At 39.9% G+C, this 21852-nt stretch carries 18 protein-coding genes; 4 read left to right on the top strand and 14 right to left on the bottom strand.

Going from position 1 to position 21852, the window contains the following annotated elements; translation table 11 throughout:
* Positions 1 to 24: 24 nt before the first annotated feature.
* A complete protein-coding gene (gene guaA / locus H4J46_RS03505) occupies positions 25 to 1602 on the bottom strand; it encodes a glutamine-hydrolyzing GMP synthase (protein ID WP_182232167.1) in 1578 nt (525 codons plus the stop codon).
* Between the two features lie 241 nt (positions 1603 to 1843).
* Positions 1844 to 3316 (bottom strand): IMP dehydrogenase, encoded by a 1473-nt coding sequence (guaB, locus tag H4J46_RS03500; protein ID WP_182232166.1) that lies wholly within the window; start codon positions 3314 to 3316, stop codon positions 1844 to 1846.
* 190 nt (positions 3317 to 3506) lie between these two features.
* Between guaB and xseA the strand changes: the two genes are divergently transcribed.
* Complete coding sequence (gene xseA, locus H4J46_RS03495; protein WP_182232165.1) at positions 3507 to 4844, top strand: exodeoxyribonuclease VII large subunit; 1338 nt, start codon at positions 3507 to 3509, stop codon at positions 4842 to 4844.
* Here xseA and H4J46_RS03490 read toward each other — a convergent pair.
* The 12 genes from H4J46_RS03490 to iscX form a co-directional block, all read right to left on the bottom strand.
* Positions 4841 to 5524: a PilZ domain-containing protein gene (locus tag H4J46_RS03490; RefSeq protein WP_182232164.1), complete on the bottom strand. Its 684-nt coding sequence runs from the start codon at positions 5522 to 5524 to the stop codon at positions 4841 to 4843. The genes xseA and H4J46_RS03490 overlap by 4 nt on opposite strands.
* Positions 5525 to 5695: 171 nt before the next feature.
* Positions 5696 to 7171 (bottom strand): ribosome biogenesis GTPase Der, encoded by a 1476-nt coding sequence (gene der / locus H4J46_RS03485; protein ID WP_182232163.1) that lies wholly within the window; start codon positions 7169 to 7171, stop codon positions 5696 to 5698.
* Between the two features lie 152 nt (positions 7172 to 7323).
* Positions 7324 to 8532, bottom strand: coding sequence for an outer membrane protein assembly factor BamB (bamB, locus tag H4J46_RS03480; RefSeq protein WP_182232162.1), 1209 nt, complete (start codon positions 8530 to 8532; stop codon positions 7324 to 7326).
* A gap of 14 nt (positions 8533 to 8546) precedes the next feature.
* Positions 8547 to 9185 carry a tetratricopeptide repeat protein gene (locus H4J46_RS03475; RefSeq protein ID WP_182232161.1) on the bottom strand — a complete coding sequence of 213 codons (639 nt, stop codon included), beginning with the start codon at positions 9183 to 9185 and terminating at the stop codon, positions 8547 to 8549.
* Between the two features lie 9 nt (positions 9186 to 9194).
* On the bottom strand, positions 9195 to 10469 hold the full coding sequence (gene hisS, locus H4J46_RS03470) for a histidine--tRNA ligase (RefSeq protein WP_182232160.1): 1275 nt from the start codon (positions 10467 to 10469) through the stop codon (positions 9195 to 9197).
* 136 nt (positions 10470 to 10605) lie between these two features.
* A complete protein-coding gene (gene ispG / locus H4J46_RS03465; protein WP_182232159.1) occupies positions 10606 to 11724 on the bottom strand; it encodes a flavodoxin-dependent (E)-4-hydroxy-3-methylbut-2-enyl-diphosphate synthase in 1119 nt (372 codons plus the stop codon).
* Positions 11725 to 11769: 45 nt separating this feature from the next.
* Entirely contained in the window at positions 11770 to 12756 is a 987-nt protein-coding gene (locus tag H4J46_RS03460) for a RodZ domain-containing protein (protein WP_182232158.1), read from the bottom strand.
* Between the two features lie 12 nt (positions 12757 to 12768).
* On the bottom strand, positions 12769 to 14097 hold the full coding sequence (gene pilW / locus H4J46_RS03455; protein WP_182232157.1) for a type IV pilus biogenesis/stability protein PilW: 1329 nt from the start codon (positions 14095 to 14097) through the stop codon (positions 12769 to 12771).
* Positions 14098 to 14136: 39 nt separating this feature from the next.
* The gene (locus tag H4J46_RS03450) at positions 14137 to 15282 is read right to left on the bottom strand and encodes a bifunctional tRNA (adenosine(37)-C2)-methyltransferase TrmG/ribosomal RNA large subunit methyltransferase RlmN (RefSeq protein WP_182232156.1); all 1146 of its coding nucleotides are present in this window, start codon (positions 15280 to 15282) and stop codon (positions 14137 to 14139) included.
* A 278-nt stretch (positions 15283 to 15560) separates the two neighbouring features.
* A complete protein-coding gene (ndk, locus tag H4J46_RS03445) occupies positions 15561 to 15992 on the bottom strand; it encodes a nucleoside-diphosphate kinase (RefSeq protein WP_182134874.1) in 432 nt (143 codons plus the stop codon).
* A gap of 432 nt (positions 15993 to 16424) precedes the next feature.
* Positions 16425 to 18131, bottom strand: coding sequence for an NAD-dependent malic enzyme (locus H4J46_RS03440; RefSeq protein WP_182232155.1), 1707 nt, complete (start codon positions 18129 to 18131; stop codon positions 16425 to 16427).
* Between the two features lie 158 nt (positions 18132 to 18289).
* A complete protein-coding gene (gene iscX / locus H4J46_RS03435; RefSeq protein WP_182232154.1) occupies positions 18290 to 18490 on the bottom strand; it encodes a Fe-S cluster assembly protein IscX in 201 nt (66 codons plus the stop codon).
* Positions 18491 to 19126: 636 nt separating this feature from the next.
* Here iscX and H4J46_RS03430 point away from each other — a divergent pair.
* The 3 genes from H4J46_RS03430 (at position 19127) to H4J46_RS03420 (ending at position 21816) form a co-directional block, all read left to right on the top strand.
* Positions 19127 to 19375: a DUF2164 domain-containing protein gene (locus tag H4J46_RS03430; protein ID WP_182232153.1), complete on the top strand. Its 249-nt coding sequence runs from the start codon at positions 19127 to 19129 to the stop codon at positions 19373 to 19375.
* Positions 19376 to 19476: 101 nt separating this feature from the next.
* Positions 19477 to 20697 carry an NnrS family protein gene (locus tag H4J46_RS03425; protein WP_310650201.1) on the top strand — a complete coding sequence of 407 codons (1221 nt, stop codon included), beginning with the start codon at positions 19477 to 19479 and terminating at the stop codon, positions 20695 to 20697.
* Positions 20698 to 20862: 165 nt separating this feature from the next.
* A complete protein-coding gene (locus H4J46_RS03420) occupies positions 20863 to 21816 on the top strand; it encodes an NAD(P)-dependent oxidoreductase (protein WP_182232151.1) in 954 nt (317 codons plus the stop codon).
* The last annotated feature ends 36 nt before the right edge of the window (positions 21817 to 21852 follow it).

Here is a 21852-nt window from a genome sequence, read left to right as displayed (position 1 = left end):
TGTTCTTACCAGCTTAAGGCTCAGTTACTCCCATTCGATAGTCGCAGGCGGTTTACCCGATATATCGTAAACTACGCGAGAAATACCATCCACTTCGTTGATAATGCGGTTAGACACTAGGCCTAAGAACTCGTAGGGTAAATGTGACCAACGTGCGGTCATAAAATCGATAGTTTCTACACAACGTAGGCTAACTACCCAATCATATTTACGTGCATCGCCCATCACGCCAACTGATCGTACCGGCAAAAATACCGTAAAGGCTTGGCTTACTTTTTTATACAAGTCATGTTTGTGTAATTCTTCAATGAAAATGTGATCAGCACGACGTAATAAGTCAGCATATTCTTTTTTCACTTCACCTAAAATTCGCACACCTAAACCAGGTCCAGGAAACGGATGACGATAAAGCATGTCGTAAGGTAGTCCTAGCTCAAGGCCTATTTTACGCACTTCATCTTTGAATAATTCACGTAATGGCTCTACTAAGCCAAGTTTCATATGCTCAGGTAAGCCACCCACATTATGGTGCGACTTAATCACATGTGCTTTACCGGTTGCTGACGCGGCTGACTCAATAACATCAGGGTAGATAGTACCTTGTGCTAACCATTTAGCATTACTGAGTTTGTTGGCTTCTTCATCAAAAATTTCAACAAAAACATTACCAATGATTTTACGTTTTTTCTCAGGATCACTCTCGTCAGCTAAACGGTCTAAGAAGCGGTTTTCGGCATTAACATGAATGATATTCAAACCAAAATGGTCGCCGAACATATCCATGACTTGTTGGCCTTCGTTTAAACGCAACAAACCGTTATCAACAAAAACACAAGTTAATTTATCACCGATAGCCTGATGTAACAGCATGGCAACAACTGATGAGTCAACACCACCCGATAAGCCAAGTACGACTTCATCATCACCGACTTGCGCTTTCATTTTGGCAATCGCGTCTTCAATAATTGACGCTGATGTCCAAAGCTTTTCACATTGACAAATATCAACAACAAAATGCTCAAGAATACGTAAACCTTGCTTGGTATGAGTCACTTCAGGGTGAAATTGCACCCCGTAAAATTGTTTCTCTTCATTGACCATTGCGGCATATTTACAGCTAGGGGTTTGTGCAACTGTAACGAAGCCGGCAGGAATAGCTGATACTTTATCACCATGGCTCATCCAGACATCTAACAAGGCATTACCGTTTTCACTCACACGGTCTTCAATGGCATTAAAGAGTGCAGATTTAGTAATAACTTCAACCGCAGCATAACCGAATTCTTTCTGCTCAGAACTTTCAACGCTGCCACCTAATTGCTCAGCCATGGTTTGCATACCATAGCAAATACCTAAAACAGGTACACCGGCATTAAACACATATTCTGGCGCACGTGGTGAATTATGCTCAGTCACTGACTCAGGTCCGCCAGCTAAAATAATACCGGTTGGGTTAAAAGCTTTAAGTTGTTCTTCTGTAACATCCCAAGCCCATAATTCACAATAAACTCCAATTTCACGCACACGACGAGCGATGAGTTGAGTGTACTGTGAACCGAAGTCTAATATGAGTATGCGGTGATCATGAATGTCTTTACTCATGTTGTTTTCCTACTTTTATTTTTAAATATATAAAATGAACAGGCTGAGCGTTCGCTCTATATGAGTTACTGCTCAGCCTATTTGAATTTTTGTCGATGAGGTATTCGCCTTCATCAACTTTGTACTTTTATCCCTATTCAATCGATTATATTGCCGTCCTAGTTCAAGGTGCTAGCGCGGAGCTTAGTTTACTAAGTGAGCACTTACAACACTGAGATTAGCCGACAATAATTCAATAGCGCTAACCCGTACGGTAGTTTGGTGCTTCTTTAGTGATGGCTACATCATGCACATGCGACTCGCCCATACCAGCAGAAGTGATCTTCATAAATTCAGGCTTAGTGCGCATTATTTCAATTGTGGCTGAACCAGTTAAGCCCATTGATGAACGTAAACCGCCCATTTGTTGGTGAATAATCGCGGCAACAGGACCTTTATAAGCAACACGACCTTCAATTCCTTCCGGTACTAGTTTGTCGGCTTCACCATCTGATTTTTGGAAATAACGGTCACTTGAGCCTTCTTTTTGGCTCATGGCGCCCAAAGAGCCCATGCCGCGATATGATTTATAGTAGCGACCTTGATAAAGCTCTACTTCACCTGGCGCTTCTTCAGTACCGGCCAACATACTGCCGACCATCACACAATGCGCGCCAGCCACTAGTGCCTTAGCAATATCACCAGAAAAACGAATACCTCCATCAGCGATAACGGGAATACCCGTACCTTTTAAGGCTTCAACCGCATTAGAAATAGCGGTTAATTGTGGTACACCAACGCCGGTAACGATACGGGTAGTACAAATAGAACCTGGGCCTATGCCAACTTTTACCGCATCCACTCCAACATCAGCTAATGCTTTAGCACCAGCGCCAGTAGCAACATTTCCTGCAATAATTTGTAACTCAGGATATCTACCACGTGTTTCAGCAACACGGTCGAGCACACCTTGTGAGTGGCCATGAGAGGTATCAATCAGTAATACATCGACGCCAGCAGCAACAAGCGCATCTATACGCTCATCTGTACCTGCACCAACACCAACAGCAGCACCAACGCGTAAGCGGCCTAATTCATCTTTACAAGCGTTAGGTTTATTTTCCGCTTTTTGGTAATCTTTAACTGTGATCAAACCTTTTAGTGTAAAAGCGTCATCAACCATAAGAATTTTTTCAATGCGATGTTCGTGCATTAAACTTAAAATTACTTCACGTGACGCACCTTCTTTAACGGTCACTAATTTGTCTTTTTTAGTCATCAATGCTGAAACCGGTTTCGTTAAGTCTGTTTCAAAACGTAAGTCGCGGCCGGTAATAATACCAATCAACTTATTGTTTTCATCAACGACAGGAAAACCAGAAAAACCGAGTTCATCAGCTAGGCGCATAGTGTCTTCGATACTTGCACTTGGGTTGACTGTTACGGGATCTGAAACAATACCACTTTCATATTTCTTAACTTGAGAAACATTTTTGGCCTGTTCAGCTATGGTCATATTTTTATGGATAAACCCGATGCCACCTTCTTGTGCTAAGGTAATGGCTAAACGCGCTTCGGTCACTGTGTCCATCGACGCAGAGATCATAGGTACATTTAAATTTATCTTTCGAGTTAATTTAGTTTTTAAATCGGCAGTATGGGGCAGTACCGTAGAATGGGCAGGTACCAGTAAAACATCGTCAAAGGTTAACGCTTCTTGAGCAATTCTTAGCATCGCAACATCTCTCTAAAGTGAGTGGTTAGGGAGGAAATATTGCGGCAGAATTTTAACCGTTTTCCCTACTAAGGTAAACTTAAAATTGCAATTAATCGAAAATAAACTGCCGATGCTGGTCTAAACAAATATATAATACTTAGCAATTACACAGTTATTACCTCTTAACAACACAAAAAGTAAAGTATTTATGGCTCAACAGCACATCTTACAAGTAAGTGAACTCACCAAAAAAGTACGTTTTATCTTGGAAAGTGAGTTAAATACCGTCTGGTTATGTGGCGAAATATCCAATTTTATTGCTGCAAGCTCTGGCCATTGGTATTTATCGTTAAAAGATCAAAAATCACAAGTTCGCTGTGCCATGTTCAAAGGCAATAATCGTCGGGTGAGAATACAGCCACAAAATGGTCAACAAGTATTAGTACGCGCTAAAGTTTCCTTGTACGAACCGCGAGGCGATTTCCAGTTGATTATTGAACAAATGGAGTCAGCCGGTGATGGACTGTTAAGACAGCAATATCAATTATTAAAAGACAAGCTGAACGGTGAAGGTCTATTCGAACTACACCACAAACAAGCCATCCCTAAGTTAATTCAAACGGTTGGCATTGTCACCTCTCCTACAGGTGCTGCAGTCAAAGATATCATCACAATATTAAAGCGAAGAAATCCATTAATAAAAGTGATTATTTACCCAGTTTTAGTACAAGGTGAGCAGGCTAAATATGAGATTGCCCAAGCGATTAACTTGGCCAACGAACGTAATGAAGTTGACGTTTTATTAATTGGTCGTGGCGGTGGTTCGCTGGAAGATTTATGGGCCTTTAATGAAGAAATAGTCGCTCGCGCCATTTTCCAGTCAAACTTGCCAACCATTAGTGCTGTTGGACATGAGGTTGATACAAGCTTAGCTGACTACGTTGCCGACCTAAGAGCACCAACACCGTCTGCAGCAGCCGAAATAGTTTCTGCTGATGTTGACGAGCGTATTAATAAAGTGGCTGAATTACTCAGTCGTGCACACCGAGCGCTTAAGCAACAACTTACGCGCTCACATCATTCGCTAACCAGTTTAAACCATAGGTTGGCCCAAGTGCATCCCGAGCAACAATTACAAAATAAACAGCAAAAGTCAGATGAACTGAGTATACGCTTGCAAGGGCTAATTACCCGAGCGATAAACCAACTTAAGCATAAACCTCAATACCTTGACCAACGACTACTCAATGCCTCGCCATTAAACCACATAATAAAAAACCGGCAACAGGCGACTCACCTCAACACTAAACTTATTGGTGCACAGCAGCGCTTGTTAATAGCTAAGCGAGCAAGTTTTGCCCATCAATGCGAACAACTTCATATGGTAAGTCCATTAGCAACAATTGCTCGCGGTTACAGTATAACTCGTGATGAAAAAGGACAAATGATTAAGAGTACCAAGGATATAAATATCACTGATACCATTAAAGTAGAAATTTCAGATGGTGTAATAGACGCTAAAGTTATAGCGGTGCAAGTAAATTAATGCGGTAAAATAACCGCCTGTTGTAGCAGCTTGGTCACTTCGGCTTTACTTGAATCATCAAATTTAACCCCAAGCATAACACCATCAACTTGGGTTTTGGTGTTACAAATCTCGGCAATTAGTTTCAGGTTTTTTAAGCCTTGAAAATTTTCAATAATGATTTCCACGGGTTTATCCTCGGTTAAGATAAGTTTCTCGCCATTAGTAATCATAATCTGACAGCCAGAAACTGAAATATCAGATATTACTGAGGCCCAATACTCATCTTTCACCTTAACTTTTGTTTTGATATAGGTTTCAATGCGCATAGAAGAACGCAGGTTTTGTAAACGGACTTCATGTGGGAAATCAAGCACGATAATACGTGATGGAATTTGGATCGTTTGCCTAATATTAGAAATAAAGGCAACTACAGCACCTTCATGGCCTTCAATTAGCCCACGAACTGTTACGCCTATACCTTGGCTTACGTATTGTGCAAAACTGCCCAACTTTGAGCTGTCAGGGTATTGTACTAAAACGTATTTTTTTGGCATGTAGCCAATAAAAACTGAACGAAACTTACCACGTTGACCTGAAGGCGTTGTCATATCTAATGTCACAAGCGCGCCTGGATTTAACAGCGCTAAATTGCGACTTAATCGCCCTACCACTGGCAATTTTATAGGATTGTCCGGCATAGAATTCCAACAAAATTTAATTTAAATGAAAAAAAATAATAAAAAAAGTTAGTCGACAACTTCACATTAGCGGAATATCATCATGAAATCAATATGGTTTTTCGCTAGTTTAGCCGCAGTTTATCATAAAAAAGCTGATGTGATTATCAGCTTTTTTATTAAAATAGCGACTTAGTCTTTCTTATAACCTTGTGTTAGACGTGCCATTTTCTTTTGCTCGGTGTAGTTAAGCTTTTTCTTACCAGCGAACGGGTTGGCGGTTTCTCTGAACTCAATTCTTATTGGCGTACCCATAATTTTTAATGATTTACGATAGTAATTCATTAAATAACGCTTATAAGAAAGGGGGAGATTTTTCGCTAAATTGCCATGAATAACGATAATAGGTGGATTATAACCACCGGCATGAGCATATTTTAGTTTAATACGACGACCTTGATGCATAGGTGGTTGATGATCAAACACCGCCATATCTAAAATCTTAGTTACCATAGAAGTAGAAATACGCTTAGTCGCTGAAACAAAAGCTTCTTCTACCGACTCGTATAAATGACCCACACCTGTGCCGTGCAAAGCCGATATAAAATGAATACGGGCGAAATCAATAAAACCTAAACGACGATCTAATTCAGATTTAATACGATCTTTAACATGATCATCTAAACCATCCCATTTATTTACCGCTAAGACTAAAGAGCGGCCCGCTTCTAAAATAAAGCCAAGTAAGCTTAAGTCTTGATCGCTAATGCCCTCTTGTGCATCAATGATCAATAAACATACATTCGCATCTTCTATTGCACGTAAGGTTTTAATCACAGAAAACTTCTCTACGATATCAGTAACATTTTTACGGCGGCGAATACCTGCGGTATCGATTAAGGTATAAGGACGGCCATTATGTTCCATTGGAATATAAACGCTATCACGTGTGGTACCTGGCATATCAAATACCACGACCCTGTCTTCACCTAAAATTCGGTTCGTTAACGTCGACTTACCGACGTTAGGCTTACCAATAATCGCTAACTTGATGGTATCATTTTCTTCTGGTGCTTCGTCAATATTTTTTTTATCTAGCGCTTCATGATCTATATTTTCATCAAAGTCACCGTCAAACTCATCATTTTCTTGTACTTTTGGTTTACCAAGTTCGGCAATATGAGGCGTTAGCGCTAAGGTTAGTAGTTGCGTAACACCACGGCCATGTGCTGCGGCAATTTGATGTACTACACCACCCAAGCCAAGAGAATAAAAGTCGGCCACAGCAGAGTCCGCATCTATACCATCAACTTTGTTGGCAACTAAAAATACTTTTTTATCTTGCTTACGTAAATGGCTAGCAATGCCTTGATCGGCAGACGTTAAACCCACTCTTGCATCAACCATAAATAGCACGGCATCTGCTTCGTCAATGGCAATCAGCGACTGTTCGGCCATTAAGGCATCAATACCTTTTTCGTTACCTTCAATACCACCGGTGTCAATAACAATAAAAGGATGCTCTTCAACTTCCGCTTTTCCGTATTGACGATCACGGGTTAACCCTGGATAGTCGGCAACTAAGGCGTCTCGACTGCGCGTTAATCTATTAAATAATGTTGATTTACCGACATTAGGTCGGCCAACAAGTGCTACTACAGGAAGCATGTTTACCTCAAATCTCTCTTTAAACTCAATATAATTCAATCATTATATCAGTTTTATTAATAAACAACGGCTCCAATGCTGTTTGCATTGGAGCCGTTTATAATTTTAGTTTTTTATTCAACTGGTTAATAACTATTAATTAGTTGAATAACTTATTTAGCAATGGTGATAGCTTCTAAGTCGCCGTTGCGGGCTTGACTATACAAAACGCCATTTTCAACTGTTGGTGTGGCATGAATACCACTGCTATCAACATGATGACGAGCAACAATTTCACCCGTTGCTTGATCTAACCAATGTAGATAGCCTTCAAAGTCGCCAACCACAACATAGCCACCAATAGGAGTTGGTCCGGTTAAGCCACGGTTAGTAAGTGATAATTGGCTCCAAAGCTCTAAGCCATTATTACGATCAATTGCATATACGTGGCCTTTAGCATCAGTTAAAAACAAGCTGTTACCGCTAATCGCTAATTCACGGTAAGACGAGTATTGGCGCTGCCACAACACACGGCCCGAACGTAGTTCAACCGCACTTAAATTACCACGCGAAGATACAGTATAAATATTATCGCCGAAGATCAATGGCGTTGAGTCAACATCAATAACGCGTTCTAGTTCTGTTGAACCTGCCGCTTCACCAATATCTACAGTCCAGCCTTGACGACCTTGTTCTAGTAAATAAACGGATAAAGAACCGTCAGCTGAGCCAATAATAACACCACCACCCGCAATGACCGGCGCACTAATACCACGCAAAGTAAGCGGCGGAACGTCTTGTTCAATTTGCCATTCGTCTTCGCCATTTGAAGCATTAAATGCCTTCATAACGCCAGATGCCGTATTGACCACCAGTTTTCCGGAATCGAGTGCCGGTGCAGCAATGACTTCACCTTTAACTTTTCCTTGCCATGACAACGTGCCACTTTCTGCATCGAGGGCAATAACATCACCATTCTCGCTACCGAAAAATACTTTATTGATGCCAACAACAGCGCCACCACTGATTAAGGCGAGTTCTTTCTCATCAAAAAAACCGCGTTTATTATCGATGTCACTTAGATCAGCATGCCAAACCTGCTCACCGCTATTCTCATCAAATGCGTAAGCATCTCCGTCACGACTAGCACTAAATACTTTGCCATAGGCAACCACTGGCTGTATGCGAGAAAAATAATCTCCGACGCCGTCACCAACAGTGGCATCCCATTTTACAACAGGTTCAAATAAGGCTTTTATTTCGGGTAATGGTGCGACTTTTAGTTCATCATCTTCATCATCTGTTGATGAACATGCAGAAATCCCTACCGCTAACAAACAGATAGCAAGGAAGCTTTTGTTAAAGCGTTTACTTATAAACATGCTTATATCACTCTCTATTTGCTTAAGTTAATGACTTGCGCTAAATCATCTAATTTCATTTGCAATGCTGGGTTAGTGCCTTCAGTAGCAAAATCAATTGCTGCTTGGTAGGCATTACGAGCTAGCGAACTTTTACCTTGTTTAAAGTAAATATCACCTTTAATTTCTTCAACGCTAGCGTCAAATGAAGCGGGTAATTTTGGTGTTAATGTCACTAGAGCTTCTTCATATTTCTCTAATTGTAATTGCACTCGCGCTAAACGCTCGGTAGCAATTGCTTTAATACCGTCATCCACTGATTTTTCAATTGCCGTATTTAAATATGTTTCAGCTTTTAACCAGTCTTGCTTTTCAGCGGCTTCTTTAGCTAAAGCAATAGCCGTTAACATGGTATAACCAGAGGTACTATTTTCAGCAATAAAGGCGTTGCCCGCGGCTTCAAAAGCAGTGCTATCTTCAACACCCTCCTCGATCATGGTTTGATAAGCTTCTGAGGTATTTAGCTCTTGTTGCAATTTATGATCATTATAATAGTTAAGACCAATAAATCCTGAAAAACCAATAGCTAAACCAGCAATAATCGCATTACCATTATCACTCCAAAACCTTTTGATTGATTCGACTTGTTGTTCTTCTGTTTGATTTATATCCAAAACTGACCCTTAAAGTAAATTTGTTAAAAGACTTGGCACTTGCTCAAGTGGCAAACTTTGTTGTTCTTGTTGTCCGCGCAAATATTTTACGGTGACCGTCTGTTGAGCTATTTCATCTTCACCAAGAATCAATGCTATTTGAGCACCTGATTTATCTGCACGCTTCATTTGTTTTTTCATATTGCCACCACCACAGTGACATTGTAGCCGAATATCTGGCACTTGATCACGCCATTGCTCGGCTAAGCCGTTAGCGGTTATTTCAACATCATCGCCCAACATAATAACGTAAGCATCGACTTGCGCTCTTATGTTATTGGCTTTTTCTAAGCTGGTCATCATCAACACTAAACGTTCGATGCCTAAGGCAAAACCAAACCCTGGTGTCGATTTACCACCTAGTTGCTCTACTAAACCATCATAGCGCCCACCAGCACAAATAGTGCCTTGAGCACCTAAGCTCGAGGTAACCCATTCAAAAACGGTACGGTTATAATAATCTAAACCACGTACTAAACGCTCGTTAATCACATACTTGATACCCGCAGCATCTAAGCGCTGACAAACCGATGCAAAGTGTATTCTTGACTCTTCAGCAAAATAATCAGCTAGTTTAGGTGCGCCGACCAATGCGGCTTGTACCTCTGGGTTTTTACTGTCCAGTACGCGCAATGGATTAGTGTGCATACGGCGCTTACTATCTTCATCTAAAAGATGTTCTTTTTCAGTTAAAAACACCACTAACGCGTCACGATAATTGCCGCGCTCTTCGTTCGAACCCAGCGAGTTTAGCTCTAATGTGACAAATTCGTTGATGCCAAGTTCCCGCCAAAGTCGAGCCGTTAACATAATAATTTCAGCGTCAATATCAGGTGTGGCTATACCAAAGGCTTCTAGGCCAAATTGGTGGAATTGACGATAACGACCCTTTTGTGGACGTTCATGACGAAACATGGGTCCCATATACCACAAGCGCTGCTCTTGGTTATACAGTAATCCGTGTTGATTACCAGCACGAACACAACTTGCTGTACCTTCTGGGCGTAATGTTAAGCTGTCGCCATTACGATCCTCAAAGGTATACATTTCCTTTTCAACAATATCGGTTACTTCACCAATAGAGCGTTTAAATAGCGCCGTTGACTCAACAATCGGCATACGTATTTCAGCAAAACCATAATTACTGGCAACGCGGCGCAGTACTGTTTCTACCATTTGCCAAATACCTGTTTGTGCAGGCAAACAGTCGTTCATACCTCTAATTGCTTGAAGTGCTTTACTCACGTATTATTTTCTCGCTAGTGTTTATCTGTTTAATTATTGGTTTGCTTATACAAAGAATATTTTTTATCGCGGGCATTATAGGCAGTTTACTATCAAACGTAAATAACAGCGCAATTGTGGCAGTAATTTGCCATTATTAATCGATTTGTTGTATAGCTATTTTATAATTCGCATCAAGCTTTTTAGCTTTCGCGCGGATTCGTTGCTCTAGTTGGTCAACAAGATTGTTATTATCAAAACGCTCTTTTTGACGAATACCATCAAGATAGTAACCACTTTTTTTACTGCTGCCCGTTAAGCCTAAGTCAGAAATTAAGGCTTCACCGGGTCCGTTAACAATACAGCCAATGATTGAAACATCCATTGGCGTGGTTATATCTTCAACACGTTGCTCTAAAGCGTTTACCGTTGAGATAACATCGAACTCTTGGCGCGAACAACTTGGGCAAGCAATGAAGTTGATGCCGCGGCTACGAAGCTTCAGTGATTTTAAAATATCAAAGCCAACTTTAATTTCTTCGATAGGATCAGCCGCTAATGAAACCCTTAACGTATCGCCAATACCTTCAGCAAGCAATAGCCCAAGTCCTACTGATGATTTAACAGAGCCTGAGCGTAAACCGCCGGCTTCGGTAATGCCTAAATGCAAAGGGTTATCAATTTGTTTAGCTAACAAGCGATAAGCCCCAACGGCAAGAAAGACATCAGAGGCTTTGACGCTGACTTTAAATTGATTGAAATTCAAGCGATCAAGAATATCAACATGGCGCATCGCTGATTCTAACAAAGCTTCGGCCGTTGGTTCTCTATACTTTTCTTGAATATCTTTCTCTAGCGAACCACCGTTGACGCCAATTCTAATGGGAATATTATTATCTCGAGCACACTCAACTACAGAGCGCACACGGTCTTCTCGACCGATATTGCCTGGATTAATGCGCAGGCAATCAACGCCGTATTCTGCTACCTTTAAGGCAATACGATAATCAAAATGAATATCAGCCACTAATGGAATATTAGTTTGCAGCTTTATTTCACGAAATGCTTCAGCCGCGTCCATAGTTGGCACACTCACGCGAACAATGTCGGCTCCAACGGCCTCAAGTGCATTAATTTGTGCAACCGTTGCCGCGACATCAGTGGTCAGAGTATTGGTCATTGACTGCACTGTAATCGGGGCATCACCACCAACAGGAACATTGCCAACCATTATCTGGCGGGACTTTCGACGAATAATAGGAGATTCTTTAAACATAATAAAACTTCAATAGTGTTGCGTTAATTAAAAAAATTTACCGTATTAAGGCGCTAGCGGTAATGAAAATTTGGCAATATTACCGGCATTAAATACAGCCATATCAACCGGAACGTCATTGTAATCTATTTGTACCAATTCAGGTTTACCTAAAGTGATAGAAAAAGGTGCTTGTCCAGAAATTCGCATGATATAACCTGATTTTTTCACGCCCCAAGCAATTCGCTCTCCAGTAGCATCAAATATATTAACCCAACAGTCACCAGCGAAAGTGAAAACAACATGGTTGATTGTGGCAGATAATGCATTTTCACCAAAGGCTTTCTTATTATTTAAATCGACTTGAGCGTCGATTAAATCAGGCGTTGATAACACCGGTTCAACATCAAGCGCCACGGCTATATTGAGGTTTTCTGCATCACTATTAACATTCGACTCAGTTTTAACTACTTTAGTTACACTAACGGCTGACTCGCCACTTGGCATGCGGCTTGATTTTTTTTCTTTATATTCAATGGCTTGCTTAGTCGCTGTGTCATCTACAGCTAAGCTCTCAACAGTATTTACCGCTATTGGCTCAGGTTGTTCAGAAGGCGTTTGAAGCCACCAAACTACAGTTGCTGTTACTAATATGGCTAAAATGAGGTAAGTAATCCACATCAACATATTGTGTTCTGCTTGTTTCTTTGTGCCTTTAGAAAAGCTTTGCATGTCTGCACATTGGTTTTGTGTTATCGCTAATTTTTCATAGCTTTTTAACACGTCTTCCTGAGCAATATTAACCAACTTGGCATAATTTTTAAGATAACCACGATTAAAAGCCTCGGGTAAGCTACAGTCAAATTTATCTACTTCGATATTTTCTACTAAGTGAATTCTAAAGTTGAGTTTATTAGCCACTTGCTGTTGGCTTAATCCTCGCATTTCTCGTGCTGCTTTGAGCATAGCGCCAGGACCCACTACATCGATATCATCAGTGGTTTCTGCCAAGTCATCACTTTCATTTTTCAATACTTCAAATTCTTGATTCATCAAGTATTTCTCTTAGCGTTTAATCGCTGATTTTGGATCCGAGAGATAGAGAACATCACCAATTTTTAAAAGATAGGGGCGGCGTAACTTATTCCAACGCGCTAAACTATCCATCACAATATTGTAGTGCTTAGAAATAGTAAACAGACTATCGCTTTGTATGACAACATGAATCGGTAAAGACACCATCAGTGTACTGTTTTTTTCTTGTTTAATTTGTACTTCGCCAGCCATTATTTCATTATTTTTTTTTTGACTCGTCTGTTTTTTTGACAGCGCTTCTTTCATCCTAATTGGCTGAATATTTTTCACCCACGTATTACTTTCAAGGTTTTTGTCCACTGATTTTGCTTTTAACTCAGCGGCTTGCTCTATCGTTAGCATAACTGAATTAGCCATAATAGGCTTTAAACCATCACGACTTAAGCTAGAGTTTGCAACACTTGCTGTCGTTTTTGGCGACAATATCACCACACGCTTTTTAGTTTTTTTCCTATCGCCCCCTGACAAAAACATTCGGTATTCTTCAGCTAGTTTGTCTGTATCAATCTGATAAAGTTCATTTAAAATATATTGTTTGGCTTCAAAAGAACGGGGAAACATTTTAACCAGCATGTTGCCATAATTTTTAGCAATAGCTTTATTGCCTTGCTTAGCAAATATTTTAAAGGCTAAAGCTAATGCCCCGGTATTAAAAACACGCGTTGATTTTTCATAGCGGTAAAGGTAAGTTTGCGCTGACTTATAATCACTTTTTGCATATTGCAAGCGCATCATTTGCAGTAGAGAACTGGCTCTATTGGGGCTGTGGGCAATCGCTTTTTCAAGGTATGTTTCAGCTTTATCGAACTGCTTTGCTTTGAGTTGGCATAAGGCTAAGTTTTCGTAGCTTTGCGCTACTAATATATAGCTAGGAATAGCTATCGCTTTTAGCATCATTTTTTCAGCGGCGGCGTACTTTTCGTGTCGACACAAAAAAACACCATAATTATTAAGCGTATCAGCATCTTGATTATCAATGCTTAGCGCATGCTCATAAGCTTTGGTGGCTAATTCAGCCTCATCTACGGTGTCATAATAATGAGCAAAAGCTGTGTATACTTGCACTAAATTAGGTGAAAAACGTTTGGCTTTTTCTAAGTTAAGCTTAGCTTGTTGGGTATTGCCCATTTTTAAATAACCTAACCCGAGTGATATACGGGTCATGGCTATTTCATTATTACTGGCTTCATTTTCAATTATCGGCGTATTTTTATCATTGCCATAATTTTGCGTCACACAAGCCGTTAATGTACTTGTCGTTAGTAAGGCAATAAACAATGGTAATAATTTTTTCATCATAAAGGCACAGTCACTTAGTAAATATCAGTTTAAGAGCAATTAGACCATCTTTACTGAAATTGACTCAGCTTTCACCTCATTTTTTCCTGTCCGTTTAGTTCTATCCAATACTTCACCCGCTAATTGACCACATGCTGCGTCAATATCGTCCCCACGAGTTCGACGTGTGATCACGGTTAAGCCATAGCTTTGCAGTACTTTATCGAAGCGATCAATACGAGAATTACTCGAGCGTTTATAGGGTGAACCCGGGTAAGGATTAAATGGGATAAGATTGATTTTACTGGGTAAATCTTTCAAAGCAAGCGCTAATTCATGTGCTTGTTCGGTGCTATCGTTAACATGATCAAGCATCACATATTCTATGGTCGCCTGCTTATTAGCTTTTGAACCGTCGATATAACGACCCGCTGCCGCTAAAAACTCTTCGAGTGGATACTTTTTGTTAATCGGTACTAGTACGTCACGTAAGGCATTATTACCCGCATGAATTGATATCGCCAATGCGCAATCTATTTTCTCTTTTAACATATCTAAGGCAGGTACCACGCCTGAGGTACTCACAGTCACACGACGTTTCGATAAGCCATAGCCTAAATCATTTAACATGGTGTCTAATGCCGGGATCAAGTTTTTCATGTTAAGCAATGGTTCACCCATACCCATCATAACAATGTTGGTAATCGGGCGTGTGCCAGCAATCCGTGTCGCGCCAATATCATTTGCTACTCGCCAAACTTGACCGATAATTTCAGCCATAGTGAGATTACGGTTGAAACCTTGCTGCGCGGTTGCGCAAAAGGTACATTCCAATGCACAACCCACTTGTGATGAAACACAGAGTGTTGCACGGCCATTTTCAGGGATCCAAACGGTTTCAATTTCTTGACCGCCTTCAAGGCTTAACGCGTACTTAATTGTACCGTCGTTTGATACCAATTTTTCAGATATCTCGGGCGCTTTAATTTCAGTATCACGTTGTAATTTTTCACGTAATTTCTTATTTATATTGGTCATCAACTCAAAATCATCATAACCAAAATGATAGATCCATTTCATAATTTGGTCAGCACGAAATGGCTTCTCGCCGATTGAAGAAAAATATTCTCGCATCCCTTGATGGTCAAGGTTTAGTAAGTTGATTTTTTTCTTCACTGGGGTTACTACTTCGGTTACATCACTCATGATAAAAACTTCTCAATACTACAAAAATTACAGAATAAATTGTACGCTTTTTCGACAAAACAAACAATTTAGTGGATCGATATTAGATATTTATTCGCACTATATCAATAAAAGTCAATGTTCTCAGTAGCATGCTTACTGGCAAAAACACTCAGTTTTATACTGTCTTAAAATAGACAAAAGGATTTTACCGATTAATCAGTAAAATCCTTCAAACTAATTTTTAAACTACATTAAGCTAATGACTAAAGCACGAGCTTATTATGTAATATTTTAAATTAACGCGTACGTGGGCAAATTTCTTCATCGGCGAAGAAGTAAGCAATTTCACGAGCAGCAGATTCTAAGGCATCACTACCGTGAGCTGCATTTTCATCGATTGAATCAGCAAGATCAGCACGAATGGTGCCGGCAAGCGCTTCAGCTGGGTTAGTAGCACCCATGATTTCACGGTTTTTAAGTACAGCGTTTTCGCCTTCTAAAACTTGTACCATTACTGGGCCAGAAGTCATGAATTCAACTAAAGCACCAAAGAAAGGACGTTCGCTGTGCTCAGCGTAAAAACCTTCTGCTTTTTCTTTTGATAAGTGAATCATTTTAGCAGCAACAATTTTTAAACCAGCTGTTTCAAAACGGTTGTAGATTTGACCAATAAAGTTTTTAGCAACTGCGTCAGGTTTTACGATAGAAAAAGTACGTTCGATAGCCATGATAGCCCTCTCAATAAATTAGAATTAAAATACGGTATAAATTTTGGCGCGATTATAGACGAATTAAAAGCAAATGCCTAGAGTTATCACTTTTAGCTGACGTAATCTAAACTAATTTTTTTTATTATAAGCAAGTATAAATCAATGAAATGACATACGCTTGGACGCTTAACCTGCAAGCTAGCACTTTTCTGAGAAGTTAAACCACTGTAAGGCTGCCTGTTTGCCTAAGGTAGATTTTTATCGCAAGGCGACTACTTGGCTTACAGCTAAAATTAATAACTTGTGCCTAGATAGAGCTAGCTAGTGATTTTTTATTTATGCTAAAAAACTTACCACAGGGATTAAACAGAAAACGCTCATCCATGTGAGCGTTTTTTATTCATTGTTTTTATTCATTGCAATGCTGTTTAAATCACACTTTATCGCGGTTTAGATACTGACTCGACGATATTGACGATATTCAGGTGTCCAAAAATTACGCTCAATATTTTCCACAAGTTGTTCATCCGATAGTGGTAAGGCTAAATTTTGCTCAAAAGCGACTTTAGCAACAGCAAAGGCTATTTTTTTACTTAAAGCAGCAATTTCTACTAATGGGGGTAACAACTCACCAGTACCGGCATTAGCCAACGGCGAGGCTTGCGCTAACATGGCGCTTGCTGCCATTAACATTTCATCGGTAATGCGATTGATCTTTGCTGACACCACACCTAAACCTATACCTGGAAAGACGTAACTGTTATTACATTGAGCGATAGGAAACATCTGACCTTTATATTCTACCGGCTCAAACGGGCTACCTGTGGCAATAATCACTTCACCTTCGGTCCAGTTGATCACTTGTTCAGGTGTTGCTTCTACCTGACGACTTGGGTTACTCAGTGGGAAGATTATTGGCATATTACAATGTGCTTTCATGGCCTTAATCACTGCTTCAGTGAACAAACCCGGCACACCAGAAACGCCAATTAAAATCGTCGGTTCAGCGCCATGCATAACGTCCAGTAAAGAAGCGTAGTCACCTTGGACATTCCATGATGCTATTGCTGATTTTTGCTGAGTCAGCTTTTCTTGAAAGTCACGTAAACCCGGCATACCTACAGTTAATAAACCCAAACGGTCGACCATAAATATTTGGCTACGCGCTTGTTGCTCTCCAATCCCTTCACTGACCATTTGTGAGATAATTTGCTCCGCAATGCCACAACCCGCAGAGCCAGCACCAACAAAAACTACACGTTGCGCTGATAAAGCTGATTTTTTGGTACGACAAGCCGCTAATAAGGTACCCACAGTAACTGACGCAGTACCTTGAATATCATCGTTAAAACAACAAAGTTCATCGCGATAACGGTTTAACAAGGGGGTGGCATTAGGTTGAGCAAAATCTTCAAACTGTAATAAAACATCCGGCCAACGATTTTTAACAGCGTTAATAAACATAGCTAAAAATTCGTCGTATTTATCTTGTTCAATACGACGATGACGCCAGCCCATATACATAGGATCATTTAATAATTTTTCATTATTAGTACCCACATCGAGCATCACAGGCAAGGTATAAGCTGGGCTAATACCACCACAGGCTGTGTAAAGCGACAGCTTACCTATGGGTATACCCATGCCGCCAATACCTTGGTCACCTAAACCCAAAATACGCTCACCGTCAGTTACCACAATAACTTTAACTTTGTTCTTTGTCGCATTACGCAAGATATCGTCAAGCTGATGACGTTGGTCATATGAAACAAACAAACCCCGAGAACTGCGATAAATATCTGAAAACTGCTCACAAGCATCACCGACAGTTGGCGTATAAATAATTGGCATCATCTCAGCCAAGTTCGCTTGCACTAACTTAAAAAATAGGGTTTCATTGTTATCATGAATGGCGCGTAGGTAAATATGTTTATTTAAGTTAGTTTCAAAACTACGATATTGCATGTAGGCACGTTCAACTTGCTCATCGATAGTTTCAAAACGTGGTGGTAATAACCCAGTTAAATTAAAGTGTGAGCGCTCTTCTTCGCTAAATGCGCTACCTTTATTTAATAAAGGTGTTTCTAGTAAGCTAGAACCTGCGTAGGAAATATATAATGGACGTTTATTTTTTTCAGATGTCTTTTCAGATGTCATAGTTGCATGCTTTCTTTATATACTGAGTGAATGACGAAGATTCATCATAAGAATAATGATGGGCACATTATAGACAAATATCACCTTTTGAATAGTGATAAAGCTTAATCATTCAGTTTTAATTACTTATTATGGCTACTAACTCGTTAACACTATAGTTAATCAGCTTCTGAAATCCAAGCTAACTGAATAGCTTCAAGTATGCGTTCGCCGCAATGTTTAGGGTCATCCTCAAAATTTTCTAACGCTAACACCCATTGCATTAATTCTGGAAAATGTAATTTCATTGGGTCTACATCAGGATGTGCTTCGATTAAATCAAGTGCAACCTCAAGTGAGTCGCTCCAACGATAAGTCATAGTATTACCTCTTTATTTTGTTAGTGAATAATTAAACCAAGTTGATTAATTATTTACTCATTTTAAATGGTTAAAATGAAAAACCACAGCGTTATAAAATTTATAATTAGCATCACTGCTGACTAAGCTTTATGACTTATATTTGGCCATTTTTCCTGATGAGAAAGGTCATCACTTGATGAATCAAATCGGTATTAAACCAAACCACAAACTATCAGCAATTAACATCAACACCAACCATAAAATAATCATTCTTGATTTACGGCAAAACTGACAGTCTGTTTGCCACCATTGCTTAAACGACGATTTATTCACAGTGTCATACTTAAATTAGTTTTCATCTGGTGAGTATATACCCAAATCACTGTAATATATTCACTTCAGTGGTCGCTAAACACGATTTAAACAAGGCAATTGTTTTGAGGTATTGTCATTCTCTAACCAAAAAATAAACATCGCATCGATGCATTTACATCCTACTACAAGAGTTATCCCAGGAGCAGTTACCGAGCATAAAAATTTTGCCGCCCTAGCCTTCAAAGTTAGGCCCTTGCAAAAGCCATAAACATGCATCTTGAAGTGACTTACGTATAATGCTGATTAATTTGGTTATTTGTCATTCAGGGAAACGTATTTATGTCACCAATAAAATTTACCCGCACCGAAAAAGCACTATTAATCGACAAACTACAAGGCTACTTCACTAATGAATTAGATCAAGATTTAGGGCAGTTTGATGCTGATTTCTTGCTCGACTTTTTTACTGAAGAGTTAGGTGCGGTATATTACAATCGCGGTTTGTATGATGCCCAAGCATTGATGGCAGAAAAAATCGAATTAATTGCTGAGCAAATTGTTGAATTAGAATTACCCGTATCCAAATAACCATTAAAAACCTCAAATAACAAATTCACTTGATTTGCCCCAAAGTAATGCTGATTAATTGCTTTATGATAAGCACAAAATAAAAATTTAGGATGGCACCTGTGACGCAACTTTCTGATTTAGAAAAAGCTGATTTAGAAAAAGAACAGCAAATAATACCCTTATTTAGGCTCGGCTTTCGCCCTTTCTTTCTCGCTGGCACAATATTTAGTATTATAGCTATACTCTTGTGGCTAATGCTCTACCGAGCCGTGTTAAATTTTCAGCCTTTCGGTGGCGGTTACTGGTGGCATATTCACGAAATGATTTTTGGTTTTGGTTGTGCCATCATTGCTGGTTTTCTATTAACCGCAGTGCAAAACTGGACTGGGTTGCGCGGTATGCAAGGCAAAATGCTCGCCGCTTTATTTTCTTTGTGGTTACTCGGCCGAGTTTGCTTAATTTTTCCTGATTTACTGGGTACAAGATTAACCACAATAATAGATTTGGCCTTTTTACCTTGTGTCGCTTTTGTTTTAGCCAAGCCAATATTAACGGTTAAACAGTATCGCAACTTATTCTTTGTGCCTTTATTAACCATTTTTACCATCGCTAATGTCCAAATGCATGCTAGCCTATATTACCCCAAGTTGGTCTCTACTCAATACGCAGGCTATGCCGGTGTCATGTTAATGACTTTACTTAGTTCAGTGATGACCGGTCGCGTAGTACCCATGTTTACCGCAAATGGCACTCAAACCCCCAAAGCAACAACGCTACCTTGGCTTGATAAATTCACTAATGGCTCGCTCGCCCTGAGCACTATACTGCTGCTACTGCAGCCAGCTATCGGCTTAAACCATTTTTATCTCGGTGGCTTATTAATTTTTGCTGGCATTTTTCAAGCCGTCCGATGGTATAGATGGCGACCTTGGATCACCTTAGGCGCGCCATTACTTTGGTCATTACACTTGGCAATCAGCGCCTTGGCCTTTGGTTTGATATTGCTTGGCCTTAGTTATTTAATCCCTGAAATTCCCAGTAACCATATTTGGCATTTAATAACCGTAGGCGGACTCGGTGGTGTTATTCTTGCTATGATTTCACGGATATCTTTGGGTCATACAGGCAGAAAATTACAAGCGCCTAAGCTGATGTCGTTGGCTTTTGCTGCGCTAATATTAGCAAGCTTAGTACGAAGTTTTGGCCCTTGGGGATTTCCAGACAAAACAATGATCTTTATTGATATTAGTGGCTTACTTTGGATAGTCAGTTTTATGCTGTTTGCCATATGTTATGGACCTATGCTATTAAAAGCACGCGCTGACGGCCGTCCTGGTTAGAGGTTGCAAGCAGTTTTTCGATTTGCCAAAACACCTTAACCTACTGTTTTAATCTATTTTTATTGATAGTCAAGCGTTGAGCTTTAAAGCAATAAATAAGCATTGATTGAGTCGCTCATTAGAATTGATATAAACTAAGCAAAATTTTAATCTTGAGTAGATAACATGCGTGCGGTATTTTTAGACTATCAAACCTTTAGCCCTTCACTTGACTTATCTGTCCTTCGTCAGACGGTGAGTAAGTTAGATTTATACCCAGTCACAACACCAGCACAAGTATTACTACATAGCATCGACGCTGAAATTATTTTAAGTAATAAAGTCATACTTAACCGTGTAATATTAAGCCAGCTACCCCATTTAAAACTCATTTGTATCACCGCCACGGGTATTAATAATGTTGATATTGATGCCGCGCGCGAGCTTGGCATTGCGGTAACTAATGTCAGTGGTTATGCAAAAAATTCAGTCGCTCAATATGTATTTGCTCAACTACTGGCCTATTACAGCAAAATAGAAGATCACAATAACAATACCCGTGCTGGCCAATGGCAAGCTAGTAATACATTTTGCATGCACGGCAAAGGCAGTGATGAATTAGCGGGTAAAACCATGGGGATTATTGGCTACGGCGCATTAGGTAGCAAAGTAGCGACAATCGCTCGCGCCTTTGATATGCGTGTACTGATTGCTGAAAGACCTAAGGCAGTGGAAATACGTATCGACCGAGTGGCCTTTGAGCAGGTGATTTCTCAGGCTGACATTATTAGTTTACATTGTCCACAAACAGCTGAAACTGAAGGCTTGTTTGATAAAGAAATATTCAACTGCATGAAAGATAGCGCAGTACTTATTAACACCGCCAGAGGCGCTTTAATTAATAATCATGACTTATTAGCTGCATTAAATAATAACCAATTGGCTTGTGCAATTTTAGATGTATTAGAGCAAGAGCCGCCACCAAAAGATCATATCCTGTTAGCGGCACAGTCAACAAAATTGAAAATAACCGCGCACATCGCCTGGGCAAGCCAACAAGCACAGCAAGCCTTACTTAATTTAGTCGCCGCGAATATAACGGCATTTAAACAAGACGAGTGCACTAACCGCATCGATTAATACTGAGGTAGAAATTTACTTTACAGTCACAACGCT

The organism is Colwellia sp. MB02u-6 (assembly GCF_014077095.1).
GTDB lineage: Bacteria > Pseudomonadota > Gammaproteobacteria > Enterobacterales > Alteromonadaceae > Cognaticolwellia.
This window is presented reverse-complemented; position numbering and strand designations above follow the sequence as displayed.

Excerpts from the sequence above, each read along its gene's own strand:
- H4J46_RS03440 (WP_182232155.1), bottom strand. The coding sequence starts at position 18,131 with ATGACATCTGAAAAGACATCTGAAAAAAATAAACGTCCATTATATATT.
- bamB (WP_182232162.1), bottom strand. The coding sequence starts at position 8,532 with ATGTTTATAAGTAAACGCTTTAACAAAAGCTTCCTTGCTATCTGTTTG.
- iscX (WP_182232154.1), bottom strand. The coding sequence starts at position 18,490 with ATGACTTATCGTTGGAGCGACTCACTTGAGGTTGCACTTGATTTAATC.
- pilW (WP_182232157.1), bottom strand. The coding sequence starts at position 14,097 with ATGATGAAAAAATTATTACCATTGTTTATTGCCTTACTAACGACAAGT.
- guaB (WP_182232166.1), bottom strand. The coding sequence starts at position 3,316 with ATGCTAAGAATTGCTCAAGAAGCGTTAACCTTTGACGATGTTTTACTG.
- H4J46_RS03460 (WP_182232158.1), bottom strand. The coding sequence starts at position 12,756 with ATGAATCAAGAATTTGAAGTATTGAAAAATGAAAGTGATGACTTGGCA.
- H4J46_RS03430 (WP_182232153.1), top strand. The coding sequence starts at position 19,127 with ATGTCACCAATAAAATTTACCCGCACCGAAAAAGCACTATTAATCGAC.
- H4J46_RS03420 (WP_182232151.1), top strand. The coding sequence starts at position 20,863 with ATGCGTGCGGTATTTTTAGACTATCAAACCTTTAGCCCTTCACTTGAC.
- der (WP_182232163.1), bottom strand. The coding sequence starts at position 7,171 with ATGCTTCCTGTAGTAGCACTTGTTGGCCGACCTAATGTCGGTAAATCA.
- ndk (WP_182134874.1), bottom strand. The coding sequence starts at position 15,992 with ATGGCTATCGAACGTACTTTTTCTATCGTAAAACCTGACGCAGTTGCT.
- H4J46_RS03490 (WP_182232164.1), bottom strand. The coding sequence starts at position 5,524 with ATGCCGGACAATCCTATAAAATTGCCAGTGGTAGGGCGATTAAGTCGC.
- guaA (WP_182232167.1), bottom strand. The coding sequence starts at position 1,602 with ATGAGTAAAGACATTCATGATCACCGCATACTCATATTAGACTTCGGT.
- ispG (WP_182232159.1), bottom strand. The coding sequence starts at position 11,724 with ATGTTTAAAGAATCTCCTATTATTCGTCGAAAGTCCCGCCAGATAATG.
- H4J46_RS03450 (WP_182232156.1), bottom strand. The coding sequence starts at position 15,282 with ATGAGTGATGTAACCGAAGTAGTAACCCCAGTGAAGAAAAAAATCAAC.
- xseA (WP_182232165.1), top strand. The coding sequence starts at position 3,507 with ATGGCTCAACAGCACATCTTACAAGTAAGTGAACTCACCAAAAAAGTA.